At 65.0% G+C, this 24,465-nt stretch carries 27 protein-coding genes; all 27 read right to left on the bottom strand.

Annotated features, from left to right (window positions below):
* Positions 1-288: 288 nt before the first annotated feature.
* The 27 genes from DY157_RS00765 to tuf all read right to left on the bottom strand — a co-directional run bounded on the left by DY157_RS00765 (position 289) and on the right by tuf (position 24,359).
* Positions 289-1,200 carry a type I methionyl aminopeptidase gene (locus DY157_RS00765; RefSeq protein ID WP_115726739.1) on the bottom strand — a complete coding sequence of 304 codons (912 nt, stop codon included), beginning with the start codon at positions 1,198-1,200 and terminating at the stop codon, positions 289-291.
* Between the two features lies 1 nt (position 1,201).
* Complete coding sequence (locus tag DY157_RS00760) at positions 1,202-1,801, bottom strand: adenylate kinase (protein ID WP_115726737.1); 600 nt, start codon at positions 1,799-1,801, stop codon at positions 1,202-1,204.
* Positions 1,798-3,090, bottom strand: a complete 1,293-nt coding sequence (gene secY, locus DY157_RS00755) for a preprotein translocase subunit SecY (protein ID WP_115726736.1) — start codon at positions 3,088-3,090, stop codon at positions 1,798-1,800. The genes DY157_RS00760 and secY overlap by 4 nt, the downstream gene beginning before the upstream one ends.
* Before the next feature lie 204 nt (positions 3,091-3,294).
* Complete coding sequence (gene rplO, locus DY157_RS00750) at positions 3,295-3,771, bottom strand: 50S ribosomal protein L15 (RefSeq protein ID WP_115726734.1); 477 nt, start codon at positions 3,769-3,771, stop codon at positions 3,295-3,297.
* Between the two features lie 2 nt (positions 3,772-3,773).
* Entirely contained in the window at positions 3,774-3,959 is a 186-nt protein-coding gene (rpmD, locus tag DY157_RS00745; RefSeq protein ID WP_268876479.1) for a 50S ribosomal protein L30, read from the bottom strand.
* A complete protein-coding gene (gene rpsE / locus DY157_RS00740; RefSeq protein ID WP_115726731.1) occupies positions 3,956-4,651 on the bottom strand; it encodes a 30S ribosomal protein S5 in 696 nt (231 codons plus the stop codon). Before rpsE ends, rpmD begins: the two co-directional genes overlap by 4 nt.
* A 29-nt stretch (positions 4,652-4,680) precedes the next feature.
* Entirely contained in the window at positions 4,681-5,052 is a 372-nt protein-coding gene (gene rplR / locus DY157_RS00735; protein WP_115726729.1) for a 50S ribosomal protein L18, read from the bottom strand.
* Entirely contained in the window at positions 5,052-5,588 is a 537-nt protein-coding gene (gene rplF / locus DY157_RS00730; RefSeq protein ID WP_115726728.1) for a 50S ribosomal protein L6, read from the bottom strand. The genes rplR and rplF overlap by 1 nt, the downstream gene beginning before the upstream one ends.
* A gap of 15 nt (positions 5,589-5,603) precedes the next feature.
* Positions 5,604-6,002, bottom strand: a complete 399-nt coding sequence (gene rpsH, locus DY157_RS00725) for a 30S ribosomal protein S8 (RefSeq protein WP_115726727.1) — start codon at positions 6,000-6,002, stop codon at positions 5,604-5,606.
* 63 nt (positions 6,003-6,065) lie between these two features.
* Positions 6,066-6,251, bottom strand: a complete 186-nt coding sequence (locus DY157_RS00720) for a type Z 30S ribosomal protein S14 (RefSeq protein ID WP_005962231.1) — start codon at positions 6,249-6,251, stop codon at positions 6,066-6,068.
* A gap of 3 nt (positions 6,252-6,254) precedes the next feature.
* Entirely contained in the window at positions 6,255-6,800 is a 546-nt protein-coding gene (gene rplE, locus DY157_RS00715; RefSeq protein ID WP_115726725.1) for a 50S ribosomal protein L5, read from the bottom strand.
* A 2-nt stretch (positions 6,801-6,802) separates the two neighbouring features.
* Positions 6,803-7,237 (bottom strand): 50S ribosomal protein L24, encoded by a 435-nt coding sequence (rplX, locus tag DY157_RS00710; RefSeq protein WP_115726723.1) that lies wholly within the window; start codon positions 7,235-7,237, stop codon positions 6,803-6,805.
* Positions 7,237-7,605 (bottom strand): 50S ribosomal protein L14, encoded by a 369-nt coding sequence (gene rplN / locus DY157_RS00705; protein ID WP_115726722.1) that lies wholly within the window; start codon positions 7,603-7,605, stop codon positions 7,237-7,239. Before rplN ends, rplX begins: the two co-directional genes overlap by 1 nt.
* Positions 7,606-8,504: 899 nt before the next feature.
* On the bottom strand, positions 8,505-8,771 hold the full coding sequence (gene rpsQ / locus DY157_RS00700) for a 30S ribosomal protein S17 (RefSeq protein WP_115726721.1): 267 nt from the start codon (positions 8,769-8,771) through the stop codon (positions 8,505-8,507).
* A 5-nt stretch (positions 8,772-8,776) separates the two neighbouring features.
* Positions 8,777-9,010, bottom strand: coding sequence for a 50S ribosomal protein L29 (rpmC, locus tag DY157_RS00695; RefSeq protein WP_115726720.1), 234 nt, complete (start codon positions 9,008-9,010; stop codon positions 8,777-8,779).
* Complete coding sequence (rplP, locus tag DY157_RS00690) at positions 9,010-9,429, bottom strand: 50S ribosomal protein L16 (RefSeq protein ID WP_115726719.1); 420 nt, start codon at positions 9,427-9,429, stop codon at positions 9,010-9,012. The genes rpmC and rplP overlap by 1 nt, the downstream gene beginning before the upstream one ends.
* Before the next feature lie 5 nt (positions 9,430-9,434).
* Positions 9,435-10,235, bottom strand: a complete 801-nt coding sequence (gene rpsC / locus DY157_RS00685) for a 30S ribosomal protein S3 (protein ID WP_115726718.1) — start codon at positions 10,233-10,235, stop codon at positions 9,435-9,437.
* Between the two features lies 1 nt (position 10,236).
* The gene (gene rplV / locus DY157_RS00680) at positions 10,237-10,608 is read right to left on the bottom strand and encodes a 50S ribosomal protein L22 (protein WP_115726717.1); all 372 of its coding nucleotides are present in this window, start codon (positions 10,606-10,608) and stop codon (positions 10,237-10,239) included.
* Between the two features lie 29 nt (positions 10,609-10,637).
* Entirely contained in the window at positions 10,638-10,919 is a 282-nt protein-coding gene (gene rpsS / locus DY157_RS00675; protein WP_005962242.1) for a 30S ribosomal protein S19, read from the bottom strand.
* Positions 10,920-10,935: 16 nt separating this feature from the next.
* Positions 10,936-11,772 (bottom strand): 50S ribosomal protein L2, encoded by an 837-nt coding sequence (rplB, locus tag DY157_RS00670; protein ID WP_115726716.1) that lies wholly within the window; start codon positions 11,770-11,772, stop codon positions 10,936-10,938.
* 24 nt (positions 11,773-11,796) lie between these two features.
* Positions 11,797-12,102, bottom strand: coding sequence for a 50S ribosomal protein L23 (rplW, locus tag DY157_RS00665; protein WP_115726715.1), 306 nt, complete (start codon positions 12,100-12,102; stop codon positions 11,797-11,799).
* Entirely contained in the window at positions 12,099-12,743 is a 645-nt protein-coding gene (gene rplD / locus DY157_RS00660; RefSeq protein WP_115726714.1) for a 50S ribosomal protein L4, read from the bottom strand. The genes rplW and rplD overlap by 4 nt, the downstream gene beginning before the upstream one ends.
* 1 nt (position 12,744) lies before the next feature.
* Complete coding sequence (gene rplC, locus DY157_RS00655) at positions 12,745-13,407, bottom strand: 50S ribosomal protein L3 (protein ID WP_115726713.1); 663 nt, start codon at positions 13,405-13,407, stop codon at positions 12,745-12,747.
* Between the two features lie 11 nt (positions 13,408-13,418).
* A complete protein-coding gene (gene rpsJ / locus DY157_RS00650; protein WP_003790631.1) occupies positions 13,419-13,727 on the bottom strand; it encodes a 30S ribosomal protein S10 in 309 nt (102 codons plus the stop codon).
* A gap of 467 nt (positions 13,728-14,194) precedes the next feature.
* Entirely contained in the window at positions 14,195-17,182 is a 2,988-nt protein-coding gene (locus DY157_RS00645) for a hypothetical protein (protein WP_115726712.1), read from the bottom strand.
* Between the two features lie 152 nt (positions 17,183-17,334).
* The gene (locus tag DY157_RS00640; RefSeq protein ID WP_160159385.1) at positions 17,335-22,818 is read right to left on the bottom strand and encodes an MSCRAMM family protein; all 5,484 of its coding nucleotides are present in this window, start codon (positions 22,816-22,818) and stop codon (positions 17,335-17,337) included.
* Between the two features lie 353 nt (positions 22,819-23,171).
* Positions 23,172-24,359: an elongation factor Tu gene (gene tuf / locus DY157_RS00635; RefSeq protein WP_115726710.1), complete on the bottom strand. Its 1,188-nt coding sequence runs from the start codon at positions 24,357-24,359 to the stop codon at positions 23,172-23,174.
* Between the last annotated feature and the right edge of the window lie 106 nt (positions 24,360-24,465).

Here is a 24,465-nt window from a genome sequence, read left to right as displayed (position 1 = left end):
ACCAGGCACCGGGCCCACCCATCCGCCCCGACATCCCGTCCAACACGCGTTTGGCGTGTTTCCCGACATTTGGCGGCGCAAATAGGCCCAAATATCGCCGCCAAACACCAACAACGCCGCCAAACACCAACAACGCCGCCACATGCGTGTTCACGAGGCCGCGGCCGGGAGTCCGATCGAGGGAGGTGGGCGGGCCTCCCCCACCGGATCCGCCGGCCCGTCCCCTCCGCCTGAACAGCGCGCTGCCCCGCCCTCGTCGATGAACGAGGACGGGGCGGTGGAGTGTCGTCAGTCGAGGCTGATCGGCGTGATGCCGTAGGGAGCGAGGCCCGCGGCGCCGGAGTCGGGCGCCGTGAGGACGGAGATCCCGTCGGGAAGGATCGCGATGGTGTGCTCCCAGTGGGCGGCATCGGATCCGTCGATGGTGCGGACGGTCCAGTCGTCCACCTCGGTGAGGGTGTCGATGCCGCCGGCGGTGAGCATCGGCTCGACGGCGAGGACCATGCCCGGCTTGAGCTTGGCGGAGATCCCGCGGGCGTTGAAGTTCAGCACCTCGGGGTCCTGGTGCATGGCGGTGCCGATGCCGTGGCCGGTGTACTCCTCGATGATGCCAGCCTCCCAGCCGTACTCCTCGGCGCGAGCGGCGACGACGTCTTCGACGGCGCAGCCGACGGCCGAAACGCGCCGTGCGCCCGACAGAGCGGCGAGCGCCGCCCACAGGGATTCGCGGGTGACGGCGTCGAGCTCGCGGCGGCGCCGCATCGCGGCATCCGAGACGCCGTCCGGGGTGCGTCCGATCCCCCGGACCCCCGCGGCGAAGTCCGCGTCGGAGACGAACTCGTCGCCGACGACGACGGAGAACGCGGCATCGCCGTGCCACTGGCGGCCGCCCTGCGGGATCCAGGCGCCGCAGTCGAAGCTCACGAGGTCGCCGGGCTCGAGGGGCCTCGAGTCCGGGATGCCGTGGACGACGACGTCGTTGACGGAGATGCACACCGTCGCCGGGTAGCCGTTGTAGTGGAGGAAGTTCGAGTGGGCGCCCCCGCGCGCGATGGCGTCCGCGGATACCTCGTCGAGCTCCTTCGTCGTGATGCCCGGGCGGACGGTGGCGCGCAGTGAGGCGTGGATATCGGCGACGACGAGGCCGGCGCGGCGCATCCACCGCATCTGCTCGACGCTCTTGAGTTCGATGCGGGCCATGTCAGCGCTCGGCGGACGAGGCGGCCGCGCCAGCAAGCGCGTCGAGGACCGCGAAGATCCGCTCCGTGACCTCGTCGATCGATCCGTTGCCGTCGACGACCTCGAGGAGGTCGGTGTCGGCGTAGTAGGCGGCGACCGGTTCGGTCTGGGCGTGGTAGACCTCGAGGCGGTGGCGCATGACGGGCTCGGTGTCGTCGGTGCGGTGCTGCTCCTGGGCGCGCTTGAGCATGCGGTCGACGACCTCGTCCTCATCGACCTCGATCTCGAGCACGAGGTCGACCTGCGTGCCGAGGTCCTCGCAGAAGTGCGCGAGCTCGTGGGCCTGCTCGACCGTGCGCGGGTAGCCGTCGAGGAGGAAGCCGCCCTGCGCGTCGGGCGCGGAGAGGCGGGCCTTCACCATCGCGTTCGTCACCGAGTCGGGGACGAACTCGCCGCGGTCCATGTAGGCGCGGGCCTGCTTGCCGATCTCGGTGCCCTCGGCCATGTTGGTCCGGAAGATCTCGCCGGTGGAGATCGCCGGGATTCCCAGTCGAGCGGCGATCCGAGTGGCCTGGGTGCCCTTGCCCGCTCCGGGAGGGCCGAGAAGAACGATGACTGTCATCGCAGGAATCCTTCGTAGTGGTGCTGCTGCAGCTGCGTGTTGATCTCCTTCACCGTCTGCAGGCCGACGCCCACGATGATGAGGAGGGTCGTCCCGCCGAACGGCATCTGATTGGACGACAGCTTGAGGGGGATGATGAGCAGCGACGGCAGGAGGGCGATGACGACGAGGTAGAGGGATCCGGCCGTCGTGATCCGGTTGATCACGTAGGTGAGGAACTCGGCCGTGGGACGGCCGGCGCGGTACCCGGGGATGAATCCGCCGTAGCGCTTCATGTTGTCGGCGACCTCTTCGGGGTTGAAGGTGATCGTCGTGTAGAAGAACGTGAAGAAGAGGATGAGGATCGCGTAGCAGGTGAGGTAGAACCACGAGCCCTGGTGGAAGTGCCCGGAGATCCACTGGACCCAGCCGTCGGTCGTCTGGCCGAACTGGGCGATCATCATGGGGAGCGCGAGGATCGACGACGCGAAGATGACGGGGATGACGCCCGACATGTTGATCTTCAGCGGGATGTACGTCGTGGTGCCGCCGTACTGGCGCCGGCCGACCATGCGCTTCGCGTACTGGACGGGGATGCGGCGCTGCGCCTGCTCGATGTAGACGACGGCGAGCGTGACGGCGAGGAGGAGCACGAGGATCGCGAGGACGGAGCCCCACTTGCCGGCCTGGCCGATGGCGAGCATCTGGGAGGGGAGGCGGGCGGCGATCGACGTGAAGATGAGGAGGGACATGCCGTTGCCGATGCCGCGCTCGGTGATGAGCTCGCCGAGCCACATGACGACGCCGGTGCCGGCCATCATGATGACGATCATGATGAGGAACATCCACCAGGAGTCGTCGGCGACGATCTTCGCGGTGCAGCCGGAGAACATGCGGCCCGAGCGCGCGAGCGTGAGGGTCGTCGTCGCCTGGAGGACGCCAAGGAAGATCGTGAGGTAGCGCGTGTACTGCGTGAGCTTCGCCTGGCCGGTCTGGCCCTCCTGGTGGAGGTCGTCGAAGCGCGGGATGACGACGCGGAGGAGCTGGATGATGATCGACGCGGTGATGTAGGGCATGATGCCGAGCGCGAAGATCGAGAGCTGGAGGAGCGCGCCGCCGGAGAAAAGGTTGACGAGGTCGAGCAGATTCGCCTCTGACTGCTGCGCGAGACAGGTCTGGATGGCCTTCGAGTCGACGCCGGGCGTGGGGATGTACGAGCCGAGTCGGAACATCGCCATGATGAACAGCGTGAACAGCAGCTTGCGGCGCAGGTCAGGCGTACGGAACGCCTGGGCGAATGCACTGAGCAAGACTTCCTCCTACTGGTGACGGGCATGCGGGGGCGCGAGCCCCTGCGACCGTGCCAGACTACCCGAACCTTCGGGCGCCTCGGCGCGCGGTCTTCCGATTGACGAGGGCGGGGCCGTCATTCCTGCTGGTCGGAGGGGATGGGCCCCGGTGTGGTGGGGACGCGAAGGGGGGTGGTCCGATTTTCGGACCACCCCCCGATCGTGTCAGCGGGCGGAGATGGTTCCGCCGGCCGCGGCGATCTTCTCGGCGGCGGAGGCCGACCAGGAGTCGACCTCGACCTCGAGCTTGACGGTGAGCTCGCCGGTGCCGAGCACCTTAACGGGCGCGCCGTCGCGAACCGCGTGCTTCGCGACGAGGTCCTCGACCGTCACCTTGCCGCCCTCGGGGAAGAGCTCCCCGAGCTTGGCGACGTTGACGACCTGGTACTCGACGCGGAAGGGGTTCTTAAAGCCGCGGAGCTTCGGCAGGCGCATGTGGATCGGCATCTGGCCGCCCTCGAAGCCTGCGGAAACCTGGTAGCGGGCCTTGGTGCCCTTGGTGCCGCGTCCAGCGGTCTTACCCTTCGAGCCCTCGCCTCGGCCGACGCGGGTCTTGGCCGTCTTGGCCCCGGGAGCCGGGCGGAGATGGTGCAGCTTGACGATCTGCGCCTTCTCGCCGGCGGCGTTCTTCGAGTCCGCCATGGTCAGTCGACCTCCTCAACGGTGACCAGGTGACGCACCGTGAGGATGGCGCCACGCACGGTGTCGCTGTCCTCGCGGACGACGGACTGGCCGATCTTGCGCAGCCCGAGGGTGCGCAGGGTGTCCTTCATGTTCTGCTTGGCGCCGATCGACGACTTGGTCTGCGTGATCTTGAGGTTCGCCATCACTCATTCACCCCCGCGGAGGCCTTCTCGGCCTCGGCCTGCTCGGCAGCGGCGCGCTTCTCGGCCTCGCCCTCCGCGCGGGCGCGGAGCATGGAGGCCGGGGCGACGCGCTCGAGCGAGAGGCCGCGGCGGGCCGCGACGGCCTCGGGCTGCTCGAGCTGCTTGAGCGCGTCCACCGTCGCGTGGACGATGTTGATCGCGTTGTCGGAGCCGAGGGACTTCGTGAGCACGTCGTGCACGCCCGCGGCCTCGAGGACGGCGCGGACCGGGCCGCCGGCGATAACGCCGGTTCCCGGGGCGGCCGGGCGCAGGAGGACGACGCCGGCGGCGTCGCGGCCCTGCACGAGGTGCGTGATCGTGCGGCGGATCATCGGGACGCGAATGAAGTTCTTCTTCGCCTCCTCGACGCCCTTGGAAATGGCCTGGGGAACTTCCTTGGCCTTTCCGTAGCCGACGCCGACGGTGCCCTCACCGTCGCCCACGACGACCAGGGCGGTGAAGGAGAAACGACGTCCGCCCTTCACGACCTTGGACACGCGGTTGATGGTGACGACGCGCTCGATGTATTCGTTCTTCTCATTGCCGCGACGGTTGTCGCGGTCGTTGCCGCGTCCGTTGCGGCGGTCGCGACGCTCGCCGTCGCCCGAACGCTCAGAGCCTTCCTGACCGTTCCTGGTTCGCTGCGGTGCAGCCATCAGTTGATCTCTCTTTCCTTCGATCCCGGTCAGAGCTCGAGGCCGGCCTCGCGGGCGGCTTCGGCGACGGCCGCGACGCGGCCGAAGTACTTGTTGCCGCCGCGGTCGAAGACGACCGCGGTGATGCCGACGGCCTTCGCGCGCTCGGCGATGAGCTCGCCGACCTTGCGGGCCTTGTCGGTCTTGGTGCCGTCCGCGTTCGCGAGCTCGGCCTCCATGTCCGACGCGGAGACGAGCGTGTGACCCACGGTGTCGTCGATGACCTGGGCGACCATGTGGCGGTTCGACCGGGTGACGACGAGGCGGGGGCGCTCGGCGGTGCCGTTGACCTTCTTGCGCAGGCGGAGGTGACGACGCTTGCGAGCGACGAACTTGCCCTTGCCCTTGACGGTGTAAGCCATCACTTACCAGCCTTTCCGACCTTGCGACGGATCGTTTCACCCACGTAGTGGATGCCCTTGCCCTTGTAGGGCTCCGGCTTCTTCAGCTTGCGGATGCGAGCGGCCGTCTCGCCGACGAGCTGCTTGTCGATGCCGTGGACCGTGAACTTGGTCTGCGACTCGACGGTGAACTCGATGCCCTCGGGGGGCACGACGGGGACGGTGTGCGAGAAGCCGAGGGAGAACTCGAGGTCCTTGCCCTTGGCGACGACGCGGTAGCCGGTGCCCGTGATCTCGAGTTCCTTCTTGTAGCCCTCGGTCACGCCGACGACCATGTTCGCGATGAGCGTGCGGGTGAGGCCGTGGAGCGAGCGCGAGGCGCGCTCGTCGTCCGGACGGGTGACGACGATCTGGCCGTCCTCGACCGCGACTTCGATCGGGGCGGCGACGACGTGCGTGAGCTCGCCCTTCTTGCCCTTCACGGTGACGTTGGAGCCGTCGATGACGACGTCGACGCCCGCCGGGATGGCGATGGGGTTCCTACCGATACGCGACATTGTTCAGCCTCCTGTTCACCAGATGTAGGCGAGGACTTCCCCGCCTACACCCTTGTCGGCCGCCTGGCGGTCGGTGAGCAAGCCGGAGGACGTGGAGAGGATCGCCACGCCGAGGCCGCCGCGGACCTTAGGCAGGTTGGTGGACTTGGCGTACACGCGCAGACCGGGCTTGGAGACGCGCTGCAGACCCTGGATGGCGGCCTCGCGGTGCGAGCCGTACTTGAGGGTCAGGGTGAGGGTCTTGCCCACTCGGGCGTCCTCGACGGAGGTCGAGGCAATGTAGCCCTCCTCGACCAGCATGTTCGCGATCGCGTTCTTGAGCTTCGAGTACGGCATGGAGACCGTGTCGTGGTGCGCGTGGTTCGCGTTGCGCAGACGCGTGAGCATGTCTGCGATGGGATCGGTCATTGTCATTTGGGGAGTCTCCCCTTCCTCGTCGCGGTTTCTCCGGTTCCCGGGACCTGCGACGTCAGATTCTTACCAGCTGCTCTTGGTGACGCCGGGGAGCTCGCCGCGGAGGGCGAGTTCGCGCAGGCACACGCGGCACAGTCCGAACTTGCGGTACACGGAGCGGGGGCGGCCGCAGCGGTTGCACCGGGTGTAGCCGCGAACGCCGAACTTCGGGGCGCGGGCGGCCTTGATCTTCAGGGACGTCTTGGCCATGTGTCAGTCCTCCTTGAACGGGAAGCCGAGGTGACGGAGGAGGGCGCGGCCCTCGTCGTCGGTGGCGGCCGAGGTGACGACCGTGATGTCCATGCCGCGGACGCGGTCGATGGAGTCCTGATCGATCTCGTGGAACATCGACTGCTCCGTGAGGCCGAAGGTGTAGTTGCCGCGTCCGTCGAACTGCTTGGCGGAGAGGCCGCGGAAGTCGCGGATTCGCGGAAGCGCGGTCGAGAGGAGGCGGTCGAGGAACTCCCACATGCGGTCGCCGCGGAGCGTGACGTGAGCGCCGATGGCCTGGCCCTCGCGGAGCTTGAACTGCGCGATGGACTTCTTGGCCTTGGTGGTCACGGGCTTCTGGCCGGTGATCGCGGTGAGGTCGCGGATGGCGCCCTCGAGAGCCTTCGAGTCGCGAGCCGCCTCGCCGACGCCCATGTTGACGACGATCTTGGTGAGGCCGCCGACCTGCATGATGTTCTCGTGCTTGAACTCGGCGCGGAGGGCGTCGCGGATCTCCGAGACGTACTTTTCCTTGAGACGCGGGGCCATGCTCAGATCTCCTTGCCCTGCTCGATGCCGCGCTTGGCGCCGCCGCGGGTCACGCGGACGCGGACCGTGCGGGTGCGGCCGTCCCGCTCGACGGTGTCCTCGCGGAAACCGACGCGCACGCGCTTCTTGGTGTCGGGATCGACGAGGGCGACCTTGGCGAGGGAGATCGGGGCTTCGATGGTCTCGATGCCGCCGGCCTGGCCCTGGGTCTGGCCCTGACGAACGTGACGGGTCTTGAGGTTGATGCCCTCGACGAGGACCTTGCCCTCGGCGGAGAAGACCTTGATGACGCGTCCCTGCTTGCCCTTGTCGCCGGGCTTGAGGGGCTCGAGCCCCTCGGCGGCGCGACGGGCGTTGCGCTCGGCGAGCTTCTTCTCGTCGGACGAGCGGCCGCGCACGACCTCGACGAGATCGCCCTTACGGATCTTGGCTGCCATCAGATCACCTCCGGGGCGAGCGAGACGATTCGCATGAACTTCTTGTCGCGCAGCTCGCGGCCCACGGGGCCGAAGATGCGGGTTCCGCGCGGTTCGCCGTTCGAGTTGATGATGACGGCCGCGTTCTCGTCGAAGCGGATGTAGGAACCGTCGGGACGGCGCGTTTCCTTGCGCGTGCGAACGACGACGGCCTTGACGACGTCGCCCTTCTTCACGGTGCCGCCGGGGATGGCGTCCTTGACGGTGGCGACGATGGTGTCGCCGATTCCCGCGTAGCGGCGAGCGGAGCCGCCGAGCACACGGATGGTGAGAATTTCCTTCGCCCCCGTGTTGTCGGCGACCTTCAGTCGCGACTCCTGCTGGATCATTTTCTATTGACTCCTGTCGTCGAGCCGGTTCTCTTGGGAGCATTACTTCCCGCGAGCCTTGCCGAACGTGCATTGACTATTGCGCATCGTTGCCGACAACAGTTCGAACGCACCACAGGTCGTGATGTTGCTCGCTCGCACTATCGACGACGGATGCAGTGCACCGCCGTCACGCAACCCGACTAGCCTACCGCCTCGGCGCAGGTGCGCGAAACCGCGATTCCGGTGATCTCCCCCATGCTCCCGGGCACCGAAACAGGGCGCCCGCCTCGGCAGAGCTTGCGACCGCGCATCGACAGGGCGCCCGCCTCGGCAGAGCTTGCGACCGCGCATTGACAGGGCGCCCGCCTCGGCAGAGCTTGCGCCCGCGCATCGACAGGGCGCCCGCCTCGGCAGAGCTTGCGACCGCGCATCGACAGGGCGCCCCGCTGCGTCCGTCCCCTCCCCCAACACGCGTTTGGCGGCTTTCCTGACGTTTGGCAGGTCAGGATCGCCGATTTTGCGCCGCCAAACACTCGAAAAGCCGCCAAACACCGCCATACCCGCCAAACACCGGCAAACCCGCCAAACGCGTGTTCCGGTTCGCCGATGACGGCGCCGAGAGAGCCGCGCCGCGCACCCTCTCCCGACCAATCGCCCGTCCCTATGCCTTCTCCCGAGCAATCACCCTTCCCTATTCCCTCTTATGGCGCAGCGCCGAGCCCACGTTCACCGCTACTACCTGGATCGCCGTCTCGGCGTACTCCCCGAGCGCCAACCCCCACCGAGTGTGCGATCCAGGTACCGCCAACGGACGAGGACGGGGCGGGGCGCCGACTTCGAGGGGAAAACGAAAGGGCCCGGCCCCCAGAAGGGGAACCGGGCCCGATCAGCCGATCAGTCGCGCCGAAGCGCGAGGATCACTTGGCCTTCTCGATGATCTCGACGACGCGCCAGTGCTTGGTCGCCGAGAGCGGACGAGTCTCCATGATGAGAACGAGGTCGCCAACGCCGCACTCGTTGTTCTCGTCGTGGACCTTGACCTTCTTGTTCTTGCGCATGACCTTGCCGTAGAGGGCGTGCTTCACGCGGTCCTCGATCTGGACGACGACGGTCTTGTCCATCTTGTCGGAAACGACGTAGCCACGACGGACCTTGCGGTCGTTGCGCGCGGTGGATTCTGCCATGTCGATCACTCCTCGGTGCTCGGGGCGGTGCGGTAGCCGAGCTCCCGCTCACGCGCGATCGTGTAGATACGGGCGATGTCGCGGCGCACGGTCTTCATGCGGCCGTGATCCTCGAGGGAGCCGACGGCCTGCGCGAAACGCAGGTTGAAGAGCTCGGCCTTGGCCTTCTCGAGTTCCTTGGACAGCTGGGCGTCGTCCATGGCATCGAGGTCGGAAGCGGTCAGACCCTTTTCCGCCATCAGATGTCACCACCCTCTCGGACCACGAAACGGGTCTTCATCGGAAGCTTGTGCTGGGCGCGGCGCATGGCCTCGCGGGCGAGGGACTCGTCGACGCCGCCCAGCTCGAACAGGATTCGGCCCGGCTTGACGGGGGCGACCCACCACTCCGGGGCGCCCTTACCGGAACCCATTCGGGTTTCGGCGGGCTTCTTGGTGAGCGGGCGGTCCGGGAAGATGTTGATCCACACCTTGCCGCCGCGCTTGATGTGACGCGTCATGGCGATACGCGCCGCCTCGATCTGGCGGTTGGTCACGTACGCGCCGGTGAGCGCCTGGATGCCGTAATCGCCGAACGCCAGCTCGGTGCCGCCGGAGGCGTTACCGGTGCGGTGCGGGCGGTGCTGACGGCGCCACTTGGTACGACGGGGAATGAGCATCGGGCTCAGGCCTCCGTTCCGGTTTCAGTAGCGGCGGGCGCGGCCTCGACCGGCGCCTGCTGCTGAGCGGTCTCCTGGTTCGGGCGTCCGCCGCGGCGCGGGCCGCGACGATCTCCGCGGCGACCGCCGCGGTTGGCCTGCTCGGCCTGCTGACGAGCGAACTCGCGCTCGGTGATGTCGCCCTTGTAGATCCACACCTTGACGCCGATGCGACCGAAGGTCGTGCGGGCCTCGTGGAATCCGTAGTCGATGTTCGCGCGGAGGGTGTGAAGCGGAACGCGGCCCTCGCGGTAGAACTCGGAGCGGCTCATCTCGGCGCCGCCGAGGCGGCCCGAAACCTGCACGCGGATGCCCTTGGCGCCGGCGCGCTGCGCGGACTGAATGCCCTTGCGCATGGCGCGGCGGAAGGAGACGCGGGCCGCGAGCTGCTCGGCGATGCCCTGCGCGACGAGCTGGGCATCCATGTCGGGGTTCTTCACCTCGAGGATGTTGAGCTGAACCTGCTTGCCGGTGAGCTTCTCGAGGTTCTGGCGAAGGCGATCGGCCTCGGCGCCGCGGCGGCCGATGACGATGCCCGGACGTGCGGTGTGGAGGTCGACGCGCACGCGGTCACGGGTGCGCTCGATGTCGACCTTCGAGATGCCAGCGCGCTCGAGGTTGTCGGTGAGATTCTTGCGGATCGCGACGTCCTCGGCCACGTAGTCCGAGTAGCGCTGTCCCTTGGTCGTCGAGTCGGAGAACCAGCGGGAGCGGTGATCCGTGGTGATTCCCAGGCGGAACCCGGTGGGGTTGACCTTCTGGCCCATGTCAGCGGTCTCCCTTCTTCTTGTCTTCCTTGGTGCCGACCACGACGGTGATGTGGCTCGTGCGCTTGAGGATGCGGCCTGCGCGTCCCTGAGCACGCGGGCGGAACCGCTTCATGGTCGGACCCTCGTCGACGTAGGCCTCGATGACCTGAAGATCGCCCTCGTTGAAGGTCTCCCCGGCCAGTTCGGCCTTGACCTTCGAGTTGGCGACGGCGCTGAGGAGCACCTTGCGGACATCGGCGGCGACGGCCTGCGGAGCGAACCGCAGGATATCGGCGGCCTCCAGGGCGGCCTTGCCACGAACCTCGTTCACGACACGGCGGGCCTTCTGGGGCGTGACGCGGACATAACGCGCCTGCGCCTTGGCTTCCATTGAATCTGCCTCTTCTTCCCAGGACCGGCTCAGCGCCGGCGTCCCTTTCGATCGTCCTTGTCGTGGCTGCGGAAAGTGCGCGTGGGAGCGAACTCGCCGAGCTTGTGGCCCACCATCGATTCGGTGACGAAGACGGGGACGTGCTTGCGGCCGTCGTGGACCGCGAAGGTCAGACCCAGGAAGTCCGGGGTGATGACCGAGCGGCGCGACCAGGTCTTGATGACGTTCTTCGAGCCGGATTCGTTCGCGGCGTCGACCTTCTTGAGCAGGTGGTCGTCGACGAACGGGCCCTTCTTCAAACTGCGCGGCATGCTAATCGACTCCTACTCAGCGGTTCTTGCCGGTCTTGCGACGGCGAACGATCAGGCGATCGCTGTCCTTGTTCGGACGGCGGGTGCGGCCCTCGGGCTTGCCCCACGGGCTGACCGGGTGACGGCCGCCGGAGGTGCGGCCCTCGCCACCGCCGTGCGGGTGGTCGACCGGGTTCATGACGACGCCGCGGACGTGCGGGCGCTTGCCCTTCCAGCGCATGCGGCCGGCCTTGCCCCAGTTGATGTTCGACTGCTCGGCGTTGCCGACCTCGCCGACCGTGGCCCGGCAGGTGATCTCGACGTTGCGGATCTCACCGGACGGCATGCGGAGCTGCGCGAAGCGGCCCTCCTTGGCGACGAGCTGGACGGACGAGCCGGCCGAGCGGGCGATCTTGGCGCCGCCGCCGGGCTTGAGCTCGACCGCGTGCACGACGGTGCCGAGGGGGATGTTGCGGAGCGGGAGGTTGTTGCCGGGCTTGATGTCGGCGCCGGCGCCGGCCTCGATGCGGTCGCCCTGGTTGAGCTTCGCCGGGGCGAGGATGTAGCGCTTCTCGCCGTCCGCGTAGTGGAGGAGGGCGATGCGGGCGGTGCGGTTGGGGTCGTACTCGATGTGAGCGACGACCGCGGGCACGCCGTCCTTGTCGTGGCGACGGAAGTCGATGACGCGGTACTGGCGCTTGTGGCCGCCGCCGCGGTGGCGGGAGGTCACGCGGCCGTTCGAGTTACGACCACCGGTCTTGTGCAGGGGGCGGACCAGCGACTTCTCGGGCTCGGAGCGGGTGATCTCGACGAAATCGGAGACCGACGCGCCGCGACGACCCGGGGTCGTGGGCTTGTACTTGCGGATTCCCATGTTTGTCCTCTACCTCTCCGGGTTTCAGGCCTGATCGCCGAAGATGTCGATGGCGCCTTCGCGCAGGGTCACGATCGCTCGCTTGACGTCCTTGCGCTTGCCCTGACCCGTGCGGGTCCGGTAGGTCTTGCCCTTACGGTTCTGAGTGGCCACCTGGCCGACCTTGACACCGAAGATCGCCTCGATGGCGACCTTGATCTCGGTCTTGTTGGCGCGCGGGTCGACCTCGAAGGTGTACTTGCCCTCATCCATGAGGATGGAGGACTTCTCGGTGACGACGGGCTTCAGGATGATGTCGCGAGGGTTCTTGCTCGCTTCGAGGGTGCTCACTTGGTCTCCTCCTTGGTGCCGAGGAAGGACTCGAGGGCGGCCTGCGTGAACACGATGTCGTCGGCGTCGAGGACGTCGTACGTGTTGAGCTGGTCGGCCCAGAGGACGTGGACCTCGGGGACGTTGCGCAGGGAGAGAGCGGTGAGCTCGTCCCCGCGGTCGAGGACGACGAGGGCCTGGCGGTCCTCGACGAGGGCGCGCAGCGCCTTGAGGGCGATCTTCGTCTTCGGGGTCTCGCCCTCGATGAGGGCGGTGACGACGTGGATGCGGCCGGCGCGGGCGCGGTCGGAGAGAGCGGAGCGGAGAGCGCCCTGCTTCATCTTCTTGGGGGTCCGCTGGTCGTAGTCACGGGGCTGCGGGCCGTGGACGATGCCGCCGCCGGTGAAGTGCGGGGCGCGGATCGAGCCCTGGCGGGCGTTGCCGGTGCCCTTCTGGCGGAACGGCTTCTTGCCGCCGCCGGAGACCATGCCGCGCGTCTTGGTGGCGTGCGTGCCCTGTCGGGCGGCGGCCAGCTGGCCGACGACGACCTGGTGCATCAGCGGAATGTTCGTGGGGACGTCGAAGATCTCGGCGGGAAGGTCGACCGTGGCGGTCTTCTTGCCCTGGAGATCGAGGACGTCGAGGGTCTGGACGTCAGACATTTCACGCACCCTTCACGGAGGAGCGAACCAGGACCACGCCGTTCTTCGGACCCGGGATGGCGCCGCTGATGAGCAGCAGGCCCTTCTCGGTGTCGACGGCCTGAACCTTGAGGTTCTGGACGGTACGACGGACGCCACCCATGTGGCCGGCCATGCGGAGGCCCTTGAAGATGCGTCCGGGGGTGGCGCAGGCGCCGATCGAGCCGGGCTTGCGGTGGTTGCGGTGCGCGCCGTGGGAGGCGGAGACGCCAGCGAAGCCGTGACGCTTCATGACGCCGGCGAAGCCCTTGCCCTTGGTGTTGCCGGAGACGTCGACCGAGGCGCCGGCCTCGAAGGTGTCGGCGGCGAGCTCCTGGCCGAGCTCGAAGGAGTCGGCCTCCGAGGTGCGGATCTCGGTGAGGTGGCGGCGCGGCTCGACGCCAGCCTTGGCGAAGTGGCCGGCGAGGGGCTTGGTGACCTTGCGGGCCGGGATCTCGCCGAAGCCGATCTGGACGGCGGTGTAGCCGTCGACGTCCTCGGTGCGGACCTGGGTGACGACGTTGGTGCCGACCTGCACGACGGTGAGGGGCACGAGGCGGCCGTCGGCATCCCAGACCTGGGTCATGCCGAGCTTGCGGCCGAGCAGCGCCTTGACGGGCGCGTGCTGCGTGTTGTCAGTAGTCATTGCAGATGTCCTCAGAGCTTGATCTCGATGTTGACGTCCGCGGGCAGATCGAGGCGCATGAGCGAGTCGACGGCCTTCGGAGTCGGGTCGATGATGTCGATGAGCCGCTTGTGAGTGCGCATCTCGAAGTGCTCGCGGCTGTCCTTGTACTTGTGGGGCGACCGAATGACGACGAACACGTTCTTCTCGGTCGGCAGCGGCACCGGGCCCACCACGGTGGCGCCCGCTCGCTGCACGGTGTCCACGATCTTGCGCGCGGAGCTGTCGATGACCTCGTGGTCATACGACTTCAGCCGGATGCGGATCTTCTGTCCCGCCATGCCGTCTTACCTCTTCTCGTACAGATTCGACCGGTCCCCGCGCTCGGGCGTGTCGCCTTTTCGGCGGCAGTCTTGCGCGGTTCCCCCTCTGGCGGAGGCGGACCGTTGTCTTGTCCAAAGATCACGGGCGTGAAGCCCGGTCCGCAGAAGTCCTGCGGAACCGCCCCGCGGGGTCGCGGGGCAACCGTTCCAGTCTGGCAGATTCGCGCGAGCCGCGGCAAGTTCGTCGCCCGCCGCGGGCGTGTGAATCCTCCGACATCGTCCGGATGATCGTTCGTCGCTCCCGTTCCGATTGACGAGGCCGGGGCCTCGCGCGTGCCGAGCGGGAGCGGCACCGGGTGACGAGTGTACCCGCACTCGGGCGTGTCGTCCAAGACGGGCATGTGAGAGCGTGAAGTACGTGTGGGGCACCGACTCAGGTCGATGCCCCACACGCGCGTGAGCGTTCAACAGAGACGCAGAGTGCCTCAGTCGCGCTTCTGGCGAACCGCAACTGCGCCAGCTGCAGCCAAGAGCAGCCCGAGTCCACCGACGAGTGCGCCGCTAAAGCCGGTCTTAGCGAGCGTTCGCGGCGTCGAAGGCGTCTTCGTCGTGTTCTTCGTGGGTTCAGTCGGCGTGGTCGGCTCGACCGGCTTGGTCGGCCCGACCGGGGCGGCCTTGTACTTCACGGTGTACGTGATACCCGGCTGAGTCTTCGCATCCCCAAGCCCAGTCTTCTGCTCACCAGTCCACGTGAAGTTGAACTGAATCTCACGACCACCCGTCGCAGCCGACTTCGACGCCAACGCAGCAAACGAACCCGACACCGAACCCTTCACGGTGTACTCCGTATCCGCCGACGACGCCGACGTGAACACCACACCAGCAACCGTCACCTGCAACGGAGACGCCACCGCATCAACGAGCGCCTTCAGATCCGCATACGTCCTCACCTTCGCCTTCGCCGCATCAGTCAGCGCGAACTTCACAGTCGCCGTCTGACCCGACACCACGACACTCGACACCTTGAAGTCATCCGACCCCGACAGCGTCGCAGACTTCGACGCATCCGTGTACGCCATACCCTCCGGCAACGTCAGCACAGCCTCGAAACCGAAATCCACATTCGACAAGGCAATATTCGCGAAATCAGGATTCGTCTGCGAATACTGCGTCTCAACTGCCGCCATCTGATCCTTGATCGGATCCGTGTACAACGCACCCGTCAACGACACAGGCGACGACTGACCCGCAGCCACCGCCACAGCATCATGCTCAGTATCAACAGCACCCGAATCAACAGCACCCAACAAATCCACAGGCAACGTCCCCGCCTGCGACACAGTGGTCGGCCCGACCGGGGCGGCCTTGTACTTCACGGTGTACGTGATACCCGGCTGAGTCTTCGCATCCCCAAGCCCAGTCTTCTGCTCACCAGTCCACGTGAAGTTGAACTGAATCTCACGACCACCCGTCGCAGCCGACTTCGACGCCAACGCAGCAAACGAACCCGACACCGAACCCTTCACGGTGTACTCCGTATCCGCCGACGACGCCGACGTGAACACCACACCAGCAACCGTCACCTGCAACGGAGACGCCACCGCATCAACGAGCGCCTTCAGATCCGCATACGTCCTCACCTTCGCCTTCGCCGCATCAGTCAGCGCGAACTTCACAGTCGCCGTCTGACCCGACACCACGACACTCGACACCTTGAAGTCATCCGACCCCGACAGCGTCGCAGACTTCGACGCATCCGTGTACGCCATACCCTCCGGCAACGTCAGCACAGCCTCGAAACCGAAATCCACATTCGACAAGGCAATATTCGCGAAATCAGGATTCGTCTGCGAATACTGCGTCTCAACTGCCGCCATCTGATCCTTGATCGGATCCGTGTACAACGCACCCGTCAACGACACAGGCGACGACTGACCCGCAGCCACCGCCACAGCATCATGCTCAGTATCAACAGCACCCGAATCAACAGCACCCAACAAATCCACAGGCAACGTCCCCGCCTGCGACACAGTGGTCGGCCCGACCGGGGCGGCCTTGTACTTCACGGTGTACGTGATACCCGGCTGAGTCTTCGCATCCCCAAGCCCAGTCTTCTGCTCACCAGTCCACGTGAAGTTGAACTGAATCTCACGACCACCCGTCGCAGCCGACTTCGACGCCAACGCAGCAAACGAACCCGACACCGAACCCTTCACGGTGTACTCCGTATCCGCCGACGACGCCGACGTGAACACCACACCAGCAACCGTCACCTGCAACGGAGACGCCACCGCATCAACGAGCGCCTTCAGATCCGCATACGTCCTCACCTTCGCCTTCGCCGCATCAGTCAGCGCGAACTTCACAGTCGCCGTCTGACCCGACACCACGACACTCGACACCTTGAAGTCATCCGACCCCGACAGCGTCGCAGACTTCGACGCATCCGTGTACGCCATACCCTCCGGCAACGTCAGCACAGCCTCGAAACCGAAATCCACATTCGACAAGGCAATATTCGCGAAATCAGGATTCGTCTGCGAATACTGCGTCTCAACTGCCGCCATCTGATCCTTGATCGGATCCGTGTACAACGCACCCGTCAACGACACAGGCGACGACTGACCCGCAGCCACCGCCACAGCATCATGCTCAGTATCAACAGCACCCGAATCAACAGCACCCAACAAATCCACAGGCAACGTCCCCGCCTGCGACACAGTGGTCGGCCCGACCGGGGCCGCGGGTGTCAAGCACGGGAGAGCGCTCATGTCGGAAGCAACCGGCGCGCTGAACGCGTCCATGCTGAAGGTCTGCAGGCCCATGCCCAACAGTCCATAGGTGCGGGACGGGTAGAATGAGACGGAGCCAGTGGCGGTGACATTCCTCGCAGCGATTGCTTTGGCTTCATCGGCCGAATTGGCGGCGATGGAGTAGGGAATCGTCACGTCGACCGTGTGAGCCGACGGGTTGGACGTATCCTGCTCGTAGGCCGCGTAGATCTCGGCCCAATTTACGTCGTTGAGCTTGATCTTGAATGTGTGGGTAAGGGAGTCGGAGCTCACCGCAGATTCAGTCACCGACGCGATCATCGACGAGGACTCCGAGGCACTCGCGGCCTGAACCGTCGTTCCCTGCGGGAAGGTCACGGTGTAGTAGAACGAGGCACTCGTCGACACCGTCTCCTTGTCCCACGGGAAGCGACCGGCATCTGCCTCGCTCTTCACCTGGGTTTCGAAGGGCTTGAGCAGCTCGGTCATTTGAAGCTTCGCGGCGAACGTGCCGGTGTACGTCGCCGGGGCCTGCTCGTTTGCTGCGCACGCACCCGAACCCGATACCGATGCGAACTGCGCGGCCGGCAGATCGGTTGCAGCGTGCGCGGCATCTCCTACCGTCGTCCAGCCGAGCGCAGCAAGCGCACCGACGCACGCCATCGCCACTCGCCGCCGCCAGGCGGGTTTTGTGATGTTCATGATTTCTCCTCGTTGATGTTCCTGCGGTCTATGGCTGGCGGATTGCGCTACTCGGCGAAAGCACGCCCAAGGGCTTCCCGCACTGTATTGATGACTGTGTCGGAGGGCACGCGCCACCGTGCTGGGTACTCCGCATGCCCTCCGAGCGGTGATTACGAAACTCGCCTGCGTCTGACACCGAGCAGAATACCTACTCCGATCGCGCCCACAAGACCTGCCAATCTCACAACTTCGGCGTCCATTCCGGTTCGCGCCAAGGCGGACTGGTCGACGACGAACTGATTCTCAATCGTCCCCGCATCGACAAACACGCCGTTTTGCGAGACCACAGCCGTGAGTCGGGTTTCAGAGAGTGCGTATCCGCGAGGCGCTCGCTCCTCGCGAATCGTGTAGGTTCCGTATTCGACGTCTTTGAAGGTAACGAGTCCGTCGGCGTCGGAGGTCGCCGTCGCGATCTGCTGACCTTCACGTTCAAGAGCAAACGTTGCTCCGGCGAGACCCGCGTGCGTTTGAGAATCGACCTTATGGGCGATGATGTCAGCGCGAATACGTTCGTTGTTCACGCGCCCCGCGTCAACGACTTGCCCGTCTGCACTGACCTTTGCCGAGATGGTGTCGGTGGATACCAGCCAGCCGGTGGGTGCGTTCGTTTCACGGATTTCATAATCGCCGACGGTGAGGTTTTCAAACGAGACGATGCCGTCTGCACCGCTGACCTGCGTATCGTTCGGTTCTTCGGCCACGGTTCCGTCCTCTTCGACTCGATAGATCGCGAAGGTCGCACCCGCAAGCGGATCGCCAGTCTTCGCATCGGTCTTGAGAAGCCGGATCGCACCACGCTCGGCGGTGTTGACAACCTGGCCGAGGTCAATCGTCGCTCCATCTGCGGTGACGACGACGCCAAGAGGCTTTTCCATCGTCAGGTACCCGGGCAGGCCCTTTGTCTCACGTAGTTCGTACATTCCGTAGCGCACGGAATCAAAGGAGACAAGGCCGTTGGCGTCGGACAGAGCCCGCATCGCGGGAACGTCTGCGACCGTCGTTGAACCGTCGGGTCCCTTGGTCACCGGGTAGAGGGCGAACTCGACGTCTGCAAGTGGCGTGCCGTCGTCTGAGGTCTTGGTGAGGATGACCTTGCCTGTGATCGGTCGGTCGGTGACGGTACCCGCTGCGACCGTCAGGTGTTGGGCGTCAACCGTCACGGTCAGCGCCGTATCAGACAGCGTGTAGCCTTCCGGCGCGGACGTCTCCTTGACCTGATATACGCCCCAGTGGACGTTCGTGAAGGTCGCGACCCCATCGGATCCGCTTGTGGCACTCATGACCGGCACCGACGCAGCGACGCCGGACGTATCAACCGGGAACAGACCGAAGGTCGCCCCTGCGAGAGCATCACCGGTTTCGTCGACCTTCTTTACCGACACCGTACCGTCGATCCGTTTGTTGACGACCGTACCGGCGTCAAAGCTGGGGCCTCCAAGCTCGAACGTCTTGAGATCGCCTTCGGCCTTGACGTATCCATCCTTTCCGGAAAGCTCCCGAAGGACGTACTTCGCCCACGGAACGTTGGTGAACTGGACTCGACCATCGTCACCTGTTGTTGCGTTGAACGCCGGAGTCGATGCGGTAGTACCGTTCGCGTCAACGGGGAAGAGGCCGAAAACGACTCCTGCGAGCGACTGCTGGTAGTCGTCGGTCTTCTTCACCGTCACCGTCCCCTCGGCGCGAGGATCGGCAATGGCAAGTGCGATGGGAGAAACAACGCCTCCGGTAATGGTGGCTCCCTCCGCGTCAATAGTGACGGTCTGATCCGCCACCCGCGCATAGCCCGTGAGCGGTTCGCCTTCGTGGAGGGTGTACGTGCCGTACGGCAGGTTTGCGAATGTGAGCGCGCCGTTCGCGTCGGTTGTTCCCGTCCACTGTGTCTGAGCCGGGTTAACGGTCTGCGTCGGCGCCTCTGAATCCAACCAGTCTTTGAATGTCAGAGTGAAGGCGACGCCCTCTTGGGCCTGCCCTGTGTCTTGTGCTGTCTTCGTGATCTCAAGATCACGCGTGCCAACAACTCCGGCGTATCTCGTTGCCGTGCGGGTCACGGGGTTGAGATCGAAGAGGTCCGTGCGTCCGTTCTCGTCCGCCGAGTTGACGACCGTTGCGTCACCCGGTGAGGTCGGCTTCGGCGACCAGCTCATCGCGTCGGGCTTGGTGAACGCGAGGGCATAGCTGCCACGCGGGTACACCGGCGATGAAGACAGTTCCGGATCGGCGAGTTGCAGGGTCGGGTCTGTGGAGGTGTGTGATCCGACGATAGTCACCGGCGCGGCGACGTCAACGGTCGTGTTCGGCGCTTCCTTGGCTTCGCGTCCGGGATTGGACGCCTCGGAACCGTCGTCCTTGACCAAGGTCCAGGACTGGTCCGGGAGGAAGCGCTCGCCAGCGTCCTTCACGCCGTTCGCGTTGAGGTCACGGAACACGGCACCGCGCGCACTGTAGCGATCCGTCGAGACGGTGACCTCGTTCGCCTCCAGATATGAGGCGCCTGAACCCGCGAGGGCGACGGAGGCCACAGCCAACTTTCCGTCCTTGAAGTTCGAGTTGAGCGTGGTCGCAGGTTGGACCGGAATCCGAGCCGGCAGGATGACCCGCAGCGTCTCCTTGGAGTCGAGCGCCTCCCCCGGCTTCAGGTCCGCCTTCACCGCGGTCACCGCAGTCCATCCTCCGTGCTCGGGGATCTCCTCAGCGGTGTACCACTGAGCATTGACGACCGAAGCAAGGTCAGTCCCCTGCTCTGTCACCGAATACAGAACAGTCACCCGGTCGGAAGCGTCTTTCGTGACCGTCCCGCTTTCGACGAGGACCTTAGAGGCAGGACCTGTCAGCGGCGTGCGGAACGCGGAGGAATGTCCGCTCAGCGCCGTCTCGCCGTCGGTCGCCGTCGACTCCCAGTCGCGGTGAGCATATGTGCCGTCCCTGTCGGAAACGATCTTGTGGTCTGTCGTACTGGGCAGGACGGAGAGCAAGCTCACCGTCGAAGTTGGCGTCAACGAGTTGTTCATGACGCTCAGCCGGTAGTAAACGGGCGAACCCAGATCCTGTGCCGGCGCCGACAGCGTCCAGTCCGATTCTCCGTTGAGAGAGGTCTCCATCTTGCCGATGATCTCCGACGGCGCGATGAGCCGTACTCCGTACGTCGTGTGCGATACCTTGTCATCGGTCGCACCGTCGTCATCGAAATCACGGGAATCGATGAGAGCCGTGTCGGCCGTCGGTTGAACGGACTCTGGTCCGTCCCACACCGTGTATGCGTCGAAGGTGTTGACACCGAAGTTCGCATAGAGGGTCATATCGACGGTGACGAAGGTCGCCACGCTGTTCGCGAGCCCGTAGTCGGGCTGCGTGTAGTCGATGTCGCCGTAGGAGTAGATGAGCGCCGTCCGACCCGTGCCCTTGTAATCCTTCACGATCTTCGGTGTTCGCGCGGTCGCGTCCAGATCGCGCGCGATCTGGGTGCTGTCAGTGCGGACGTAGTTGACTCCGGGGGGAAGGAGAAGGACTTGGCGAACATTCTTCAGAGTGCGCGTCACGCTTCCCCAGTCTGGCTTCGGATAACTGGAAATCTGAAGATTCTTCAGTCGAGAGCATGTCTTCGGGGTGAGGTTGTCGGCTGCCACGCCGTTGCAGCGCGAATACGTCGCCTCTCCATCATCCGTCGTCCACCACGGGCCGCTCCACCAATCGGGGTCCCCGTTGCTGGGCGGATTGACGTCCGCACGCGCAGGCGTCCTAAGCGTAGTGCCGACTTTGGGCGTGAGCGGCCACACGACGGCGTTGTTGTCCGACTTCTGACTGTCCCACATTTCGGCGCCGTCTTTCAGGGACTGCACGACCTGACCGTCGGCGCTCCCCTGTGTGACGGTCGACGACATGTCATTCGCGTACAGTTGCTTCTCGGTGTAGTAGCCGCTGTTCCACTTCGCCAGCTCCGCATCCGTTGGGAACGCCCTGACGTAGAAAAAGGCGCGATAGTTGTCCAGTTCGAGCGGGGTATCGAAGACCAGTCGGAGCTTGGCGTACTCGCGGGCGGTGTCATTGATCGCGACGCGGTCGCCGTAGTCGAGGTCCTTTGCGATCTCCACCTCGGTGCCGTCCCGTTTGACGCCGTAGAGGTGGTTGCTGGTGGCATTGATCCGGGCTTTGATTTCATCCACGGTCAGCGCGGATTCGCCGCAATACAAGATATTCCTAGCATCTTGACGCGTGCTAAAGAAATCGAACTGCTGGTAATACAGACGCGGGTCGAGGTCCGTGTCGACGACCTCGTGGACGAAGTGGTGCGTTCCTCCGGTCTTATCCGCGTAGCCGGTACCATTATTGGACTGGCGGACGTCGAGTGCCCAGCGAAAGCCCGGGAGATCTTCAGGATACTCATCGGAGGCCATGACTCCGGGCGCGACACCCGTCACCTTGGACATCCGCGTGAGCAACCTGCCGCCCCAAGTGTAGTCGATAGTGTCGCCATCAATCGTCAGATGGCCGTCTGAGGCATTGTCGTAGTGCCAGTTCTCGTAGCTATGCCCAAAAAGCGCCTTACTTTGAAGAACGCTGGATGTCCCGTTGAAGGGGACGACCTGTTCGACGAAGATGTGGCTCAGCTGCGCGGTACCGGCGTCCTTCTCCGTCGCCAGTCCCATGTCGGCCGTGGCATGAACGACAGGTGTGTAACGATGAGCACTGCCATCAGCGTCGACGGTGGGTGCGTTCCTATAGATCAGCTCGTAGTCCCAATGATCATTATTCTTCTCGCACACCCACCAGTTACTATCGTACGAGCGAATAAGGCGTATGACCCGATGCGTGTCATCCACCCACGCCCACCCTTGGTTGAGCGTCGCTCCCACAGGTAGCGTTGCACTGACGTCAGCCCCCTCGGGGAGGGTGACATCGTACGTCATCGTATGGTACTGGTAATTGCCATGATTTGCGTCCGTTGACGCGGCCTTTGATGAGTGCGTGCACACGCCGAAGTACGTGGTGAGACCCGCCGCTGGCGTGTGGTCGGTCTGAGTCTCACTGTAAAACTTGGTGACCCCAATCTTCTGATTGTTCTCATCAAGGACATCCACGTTGTTGTCCTGAAGGTATTCCCCCATGGCGCGGAAGAGCTGGCGGACCTGATTGGCGTCACTCGACTTCGCGGTAAACGTGATCGACTTCGTATCTGTCGTGACCTCGCCGACCTTCAGCTCGATCGTCGGCGTTACAGTTGTCCCATTCGGCGTGATGCCATCAAGGAAGGAGAAATTGAAGGGCAGCTGGCTGAACTGACCGCCCTTCATGCTCGGGAACGTGTACGTCAGGATCCACGCATCCTCTGTTTCCGAGCGGGCCGTGCCGCCCCCGGCCTGCACAGCAAGCTCGGAATCCACGAACGCCGGGGTCGAAATCAGTAGCTTGCCCTCCGCGTCGCGCACCTTGGGAACCGTGAGGGTGAGTGCGACGTCTTGCGCGGTGGCCGAGTCCTCTCCCGATGCCGCGATCTGGGCGACCGCCGGGACTGACTCACCAGACCAGTAGTCCAACTTCTGCGTTGGATTCGGGTCACCGCTCGCATAGGCCTTGAGCCCATCGTAAGTTCCCAAGAATAGGTCGAGTTTGAGTCCGCCTGCGGCGACTGCGGCAGTCGAAAGCGCTCCCGACAGGAGCAAACTCAGAGATAGAAGTAGAGCCACAACCGATGGCACGAAACCGCGCCGTGCAAGACTGACAGAGATCACTCGGTAATTGTCGCAGAATGAGCACGCTCGACACAAGCGGCGAGTCTCCTGGACTTGAGGCCATACGCCCCGCACACAACGATCCACGATATGCGTACCCGGAAGAACGAAGAGGGCCGCCACCCCCTTTTCGGGGATGGCGGCCCTCTCAGGTCGCTTGACCTCAGGCGATCATCCGGTCCGACCGATCCGCGAGCGGTTCAGTCGGCCGGAAGGGATCACTTGATGATCTCGGTGACGCGGCCGGAACCGACCGTGCGGCCGCCCTCGCGGATCGCGAAGCCGAGGCCCGGCTCCATGGCGATCGGCTGGATGAGCTCGACGGTGATCTCGGTGGTGTCGCCCGGCATGACCATGTCGGTGCCCTCGGGGAGGGTGATGACGCCGGTCACGTCCGTGGTGCGGAAGTAGAACTGCGGGCGGTAGTTCGAGAAGAACGGGTTGTGACGGCCGCCCTCCTCCTTCTTGAGGATGTAGACCTGGCCCTTGAAGTTCGTGTGAGGCGTGATCGAGCCGGGGATGGCCACGACCTGGCCGCGCTCGACCTCGTCGCGCTTGGTGCCGCGGAGGAGGAGGCCGCAGTTCTCGCCGGCCCAGGCCTCGTCCATCGACTTGTGGAACATCTCGATGCCCGTGACCGTGGTCTTCTGGGGCTCGCGGATGCCGAGGATCTCGACCTCGGAGTTGATCGGGAGCTTGCCGCGCTCGACGCGACCGGTGACGACGGTGCCACGACCGGTGATCGTGAAGACGTCCTCGATCGGCATGAGGAAGGGCTTGTCCATGTCGCGCTCGGGGGTCGGCACGTAGGTGTCGACCTTCTCCATGAGCTCCTCGACCTTGGCAACCCACTCCGGGTCGCCCTCGAGGGCCTTGAGAGCGGAGACCTGGATGATCGGGGCGTCGCGGTCGAAGCCCTGCGACTCGAGAAGATCGCGGCACTCCTCCTCGACGAGCTCGAGCATCTCCTCATCGTCGACCATGTCGGCCTTGTTGAGGGCGACGAGGATCGTCGGAACGCCGACCTGGCGGGCGAGAAGAACGTGCTCGCGGGTCTGCGCCATCGGGCCGTCGGTGGCCGCGACGACGAGGATCGCGCCGTCCATCTGGGCCGCACCGGTGATCATGTTCTTCACGTAGTCCGCGTGGCCGGGGGCGTCGACGTGGGCGTAGTGACGGGCCTCGGTCTGGTACTCGACGTGGGAGACGTTGATCGTGATGCCGCGCTCGCGCTCCTCAGGAGCGTTGTCGACCTGGTCGAACGGCGTGAACTCGTTCAGCTCCGGGTACTTGTCGTGCAGGACCTTGGTGATCGCTGCGGTGAGCGTGGTCTTGCCGTGGTCAACGTGACCGATCGTGCCGATGTTGACGTGCGGCTTGCTGCGCTCGAACTTGGCCTTCGCCACTGGTGTCCTCCTGGACTCGGGTAGTTTTTCTAGCCTTTGGCTAGGTGTCACTCTAACACCCAGCCCGCATGAAACCTACAGGGATTCTCTTCGGTGTGAGGCGCCT

This window comes from Actinomyces culturomici (assembly GCF_900499005.1).
Lineage (GTDB): Bacteria > Actinomycetota > Actinomycetes > Actinomycetales > Actinomycetaceae > Pauljensenia > Pauljensenia culturomici.
This window is presented reverse-complemented; position numbering and strand designations above follow the sequence as displayed.

Bases quoted from the DNA above. Each gene is read 5' to 3' on its own strand.
- rplX (WP_115726723.1), bottom strand. From the start codon at position 7,237: ATGGCAGCCAAGATCCGTAAGGGCGATCTCGTCGAGGTCGTGCGCGGC.
- rplO (WP_115726734.1), bottom strand. From the start codon at position 3,771: ATGGCGGACTCGAAGAACGCCGCCGGCGAGAAGGCGCAGATCGTCAAG.
- rplC (WP_115726713.1), bottom strand. From the start codon at position 13,407: ATGACTACTGACAACACGCAGCACGCGCCCGTCAAGGCGCTGCTCGGC.
- rplF (WP_115726728.1), bottom strand. From the start codon at position 5,588: ATGTCGCGTATCGGTAGGAACCCCATCGCCATCCCGGCGGGCGTCGAC.
- DY157_RS00720 (WP_005962231.1), bottom strand. From the start codon at position 6,251: ATGGCCAAGACGTCCCTGAAGATCAAGGCCGCCCGCGCCCCGAAGTTC.
- rpsQ (WP_115726721.1), bottom strand. From the start codon at position 8,771: ATGGCAGAATCCACCGCGCGCAACGACCGCAAGGTCCGTCGTGGCTAC.
- rpsH (WP_115726727.1), bottom strand. From the start codon at position 6,002: ATGACAATGACCGATCCCATCGCAGACATGCTCACGCGTCTGCGCAAC.
- rplN (WP_115726722.1), bottom strand. From the start codon at position 7,605: ATGATCCAGCAGGAGTCGCGACTGAAGGTCGCCGACAACACGGGGGCG.
- rpmC (WP_115726720.1), bottom strand. From the start codon at position 9,010: ATGGCGGAAAAGGGTCTGACCGCTTCCGACCTCGATGCCATGGACGAC.
- rpsC (WP_115726718.1), bottom strand. From the start codon at position 10,235: ATGGGCCAGAAGGTCAACCCCACCGGGTTCCGCCTGGGAATCACCACG.
- rplR (WP_115726729.1), bottom strand. From the start codon at position 5,052: ATGGCTTACACCGTCAAGGGCAAGGGCAAGTTCGTCGCTCGCAAGCGT.
- rplP (WP_115726719.1), bottom strand. From the start codon at position 9,429: ATGCTCATTCCCCGTCGTACCAAGTGGCGCCGTCAGCACCGCCCGCAC.
- DY157_RS00760 (WP_115726737.1), bottom strand. From the start codon at position 1,801: ATGACAGTCATCGTTCTTCTCGGCCCTCCCGGAGCGGGCAAGGGCACC.
- rplD (WP_115726714.1), bottom strand. From the start codon at position 12,743: ATGTCTGACGTCCAGACCCTCGACGTCCTCGATCTCCAGGGCAAGAAG.
- rpsS (WP_005962242.1), bottom strand. From the start codon at position 10,919: ATGCCGCGCAGTTTGAAGAAGGGCCCGTTCGTCGACGACCACCTGCTC.
- rpsJ (WP_003790631.1), bottom strand. From the start codon at position 13,727: ATGGCGGGACAGAAGATCCGCATCCGGCTGAAGTCGTATGACCACGAG.
- rplB (WP_115726716.1), bottom strand. From the start codon at position 11,772: ATGGGAATCCGCAAGTACAAGCCCACGACCCCGGGTCGTCGCGGCGCG.
- rpsE (WP_115726731.1), bottom strand. From the start codon at position 4,651: ATGGCTGCACCGCAGCGAACCAGGAACGGTCAGGAAGGCTCTGAGCGT.
- DY157_RS00645 (WP_115726712.1), bottom strand. From the start codon at position 17,182: ATGAACATCACAAAACCCGCCTGGCGGCGGCGAGTGGCGATGGCGTGC.
- rplV (WP_115726717.1), bottom strand. From the start codon at position 10,608: ATGGAAGCCAAGGCGCAGGCGCGTTATGTCCGCGTCACGCCCCAGAAG.
- rplE (WP_115726725.1), bottom strand. From the start codon at position 6,800: ATGGCCCCGCGTCTCAAGGAAAAGTACGTCTCGGAGATCCGCGACGCC.
- DY157_RS00765 (WP_115726739.1), bottom strand. From the start codon at position 1,200: ATGGCCCGCATCGAACTCAAGAGCGTCGAGCAGATGCGGTGGATGCGC.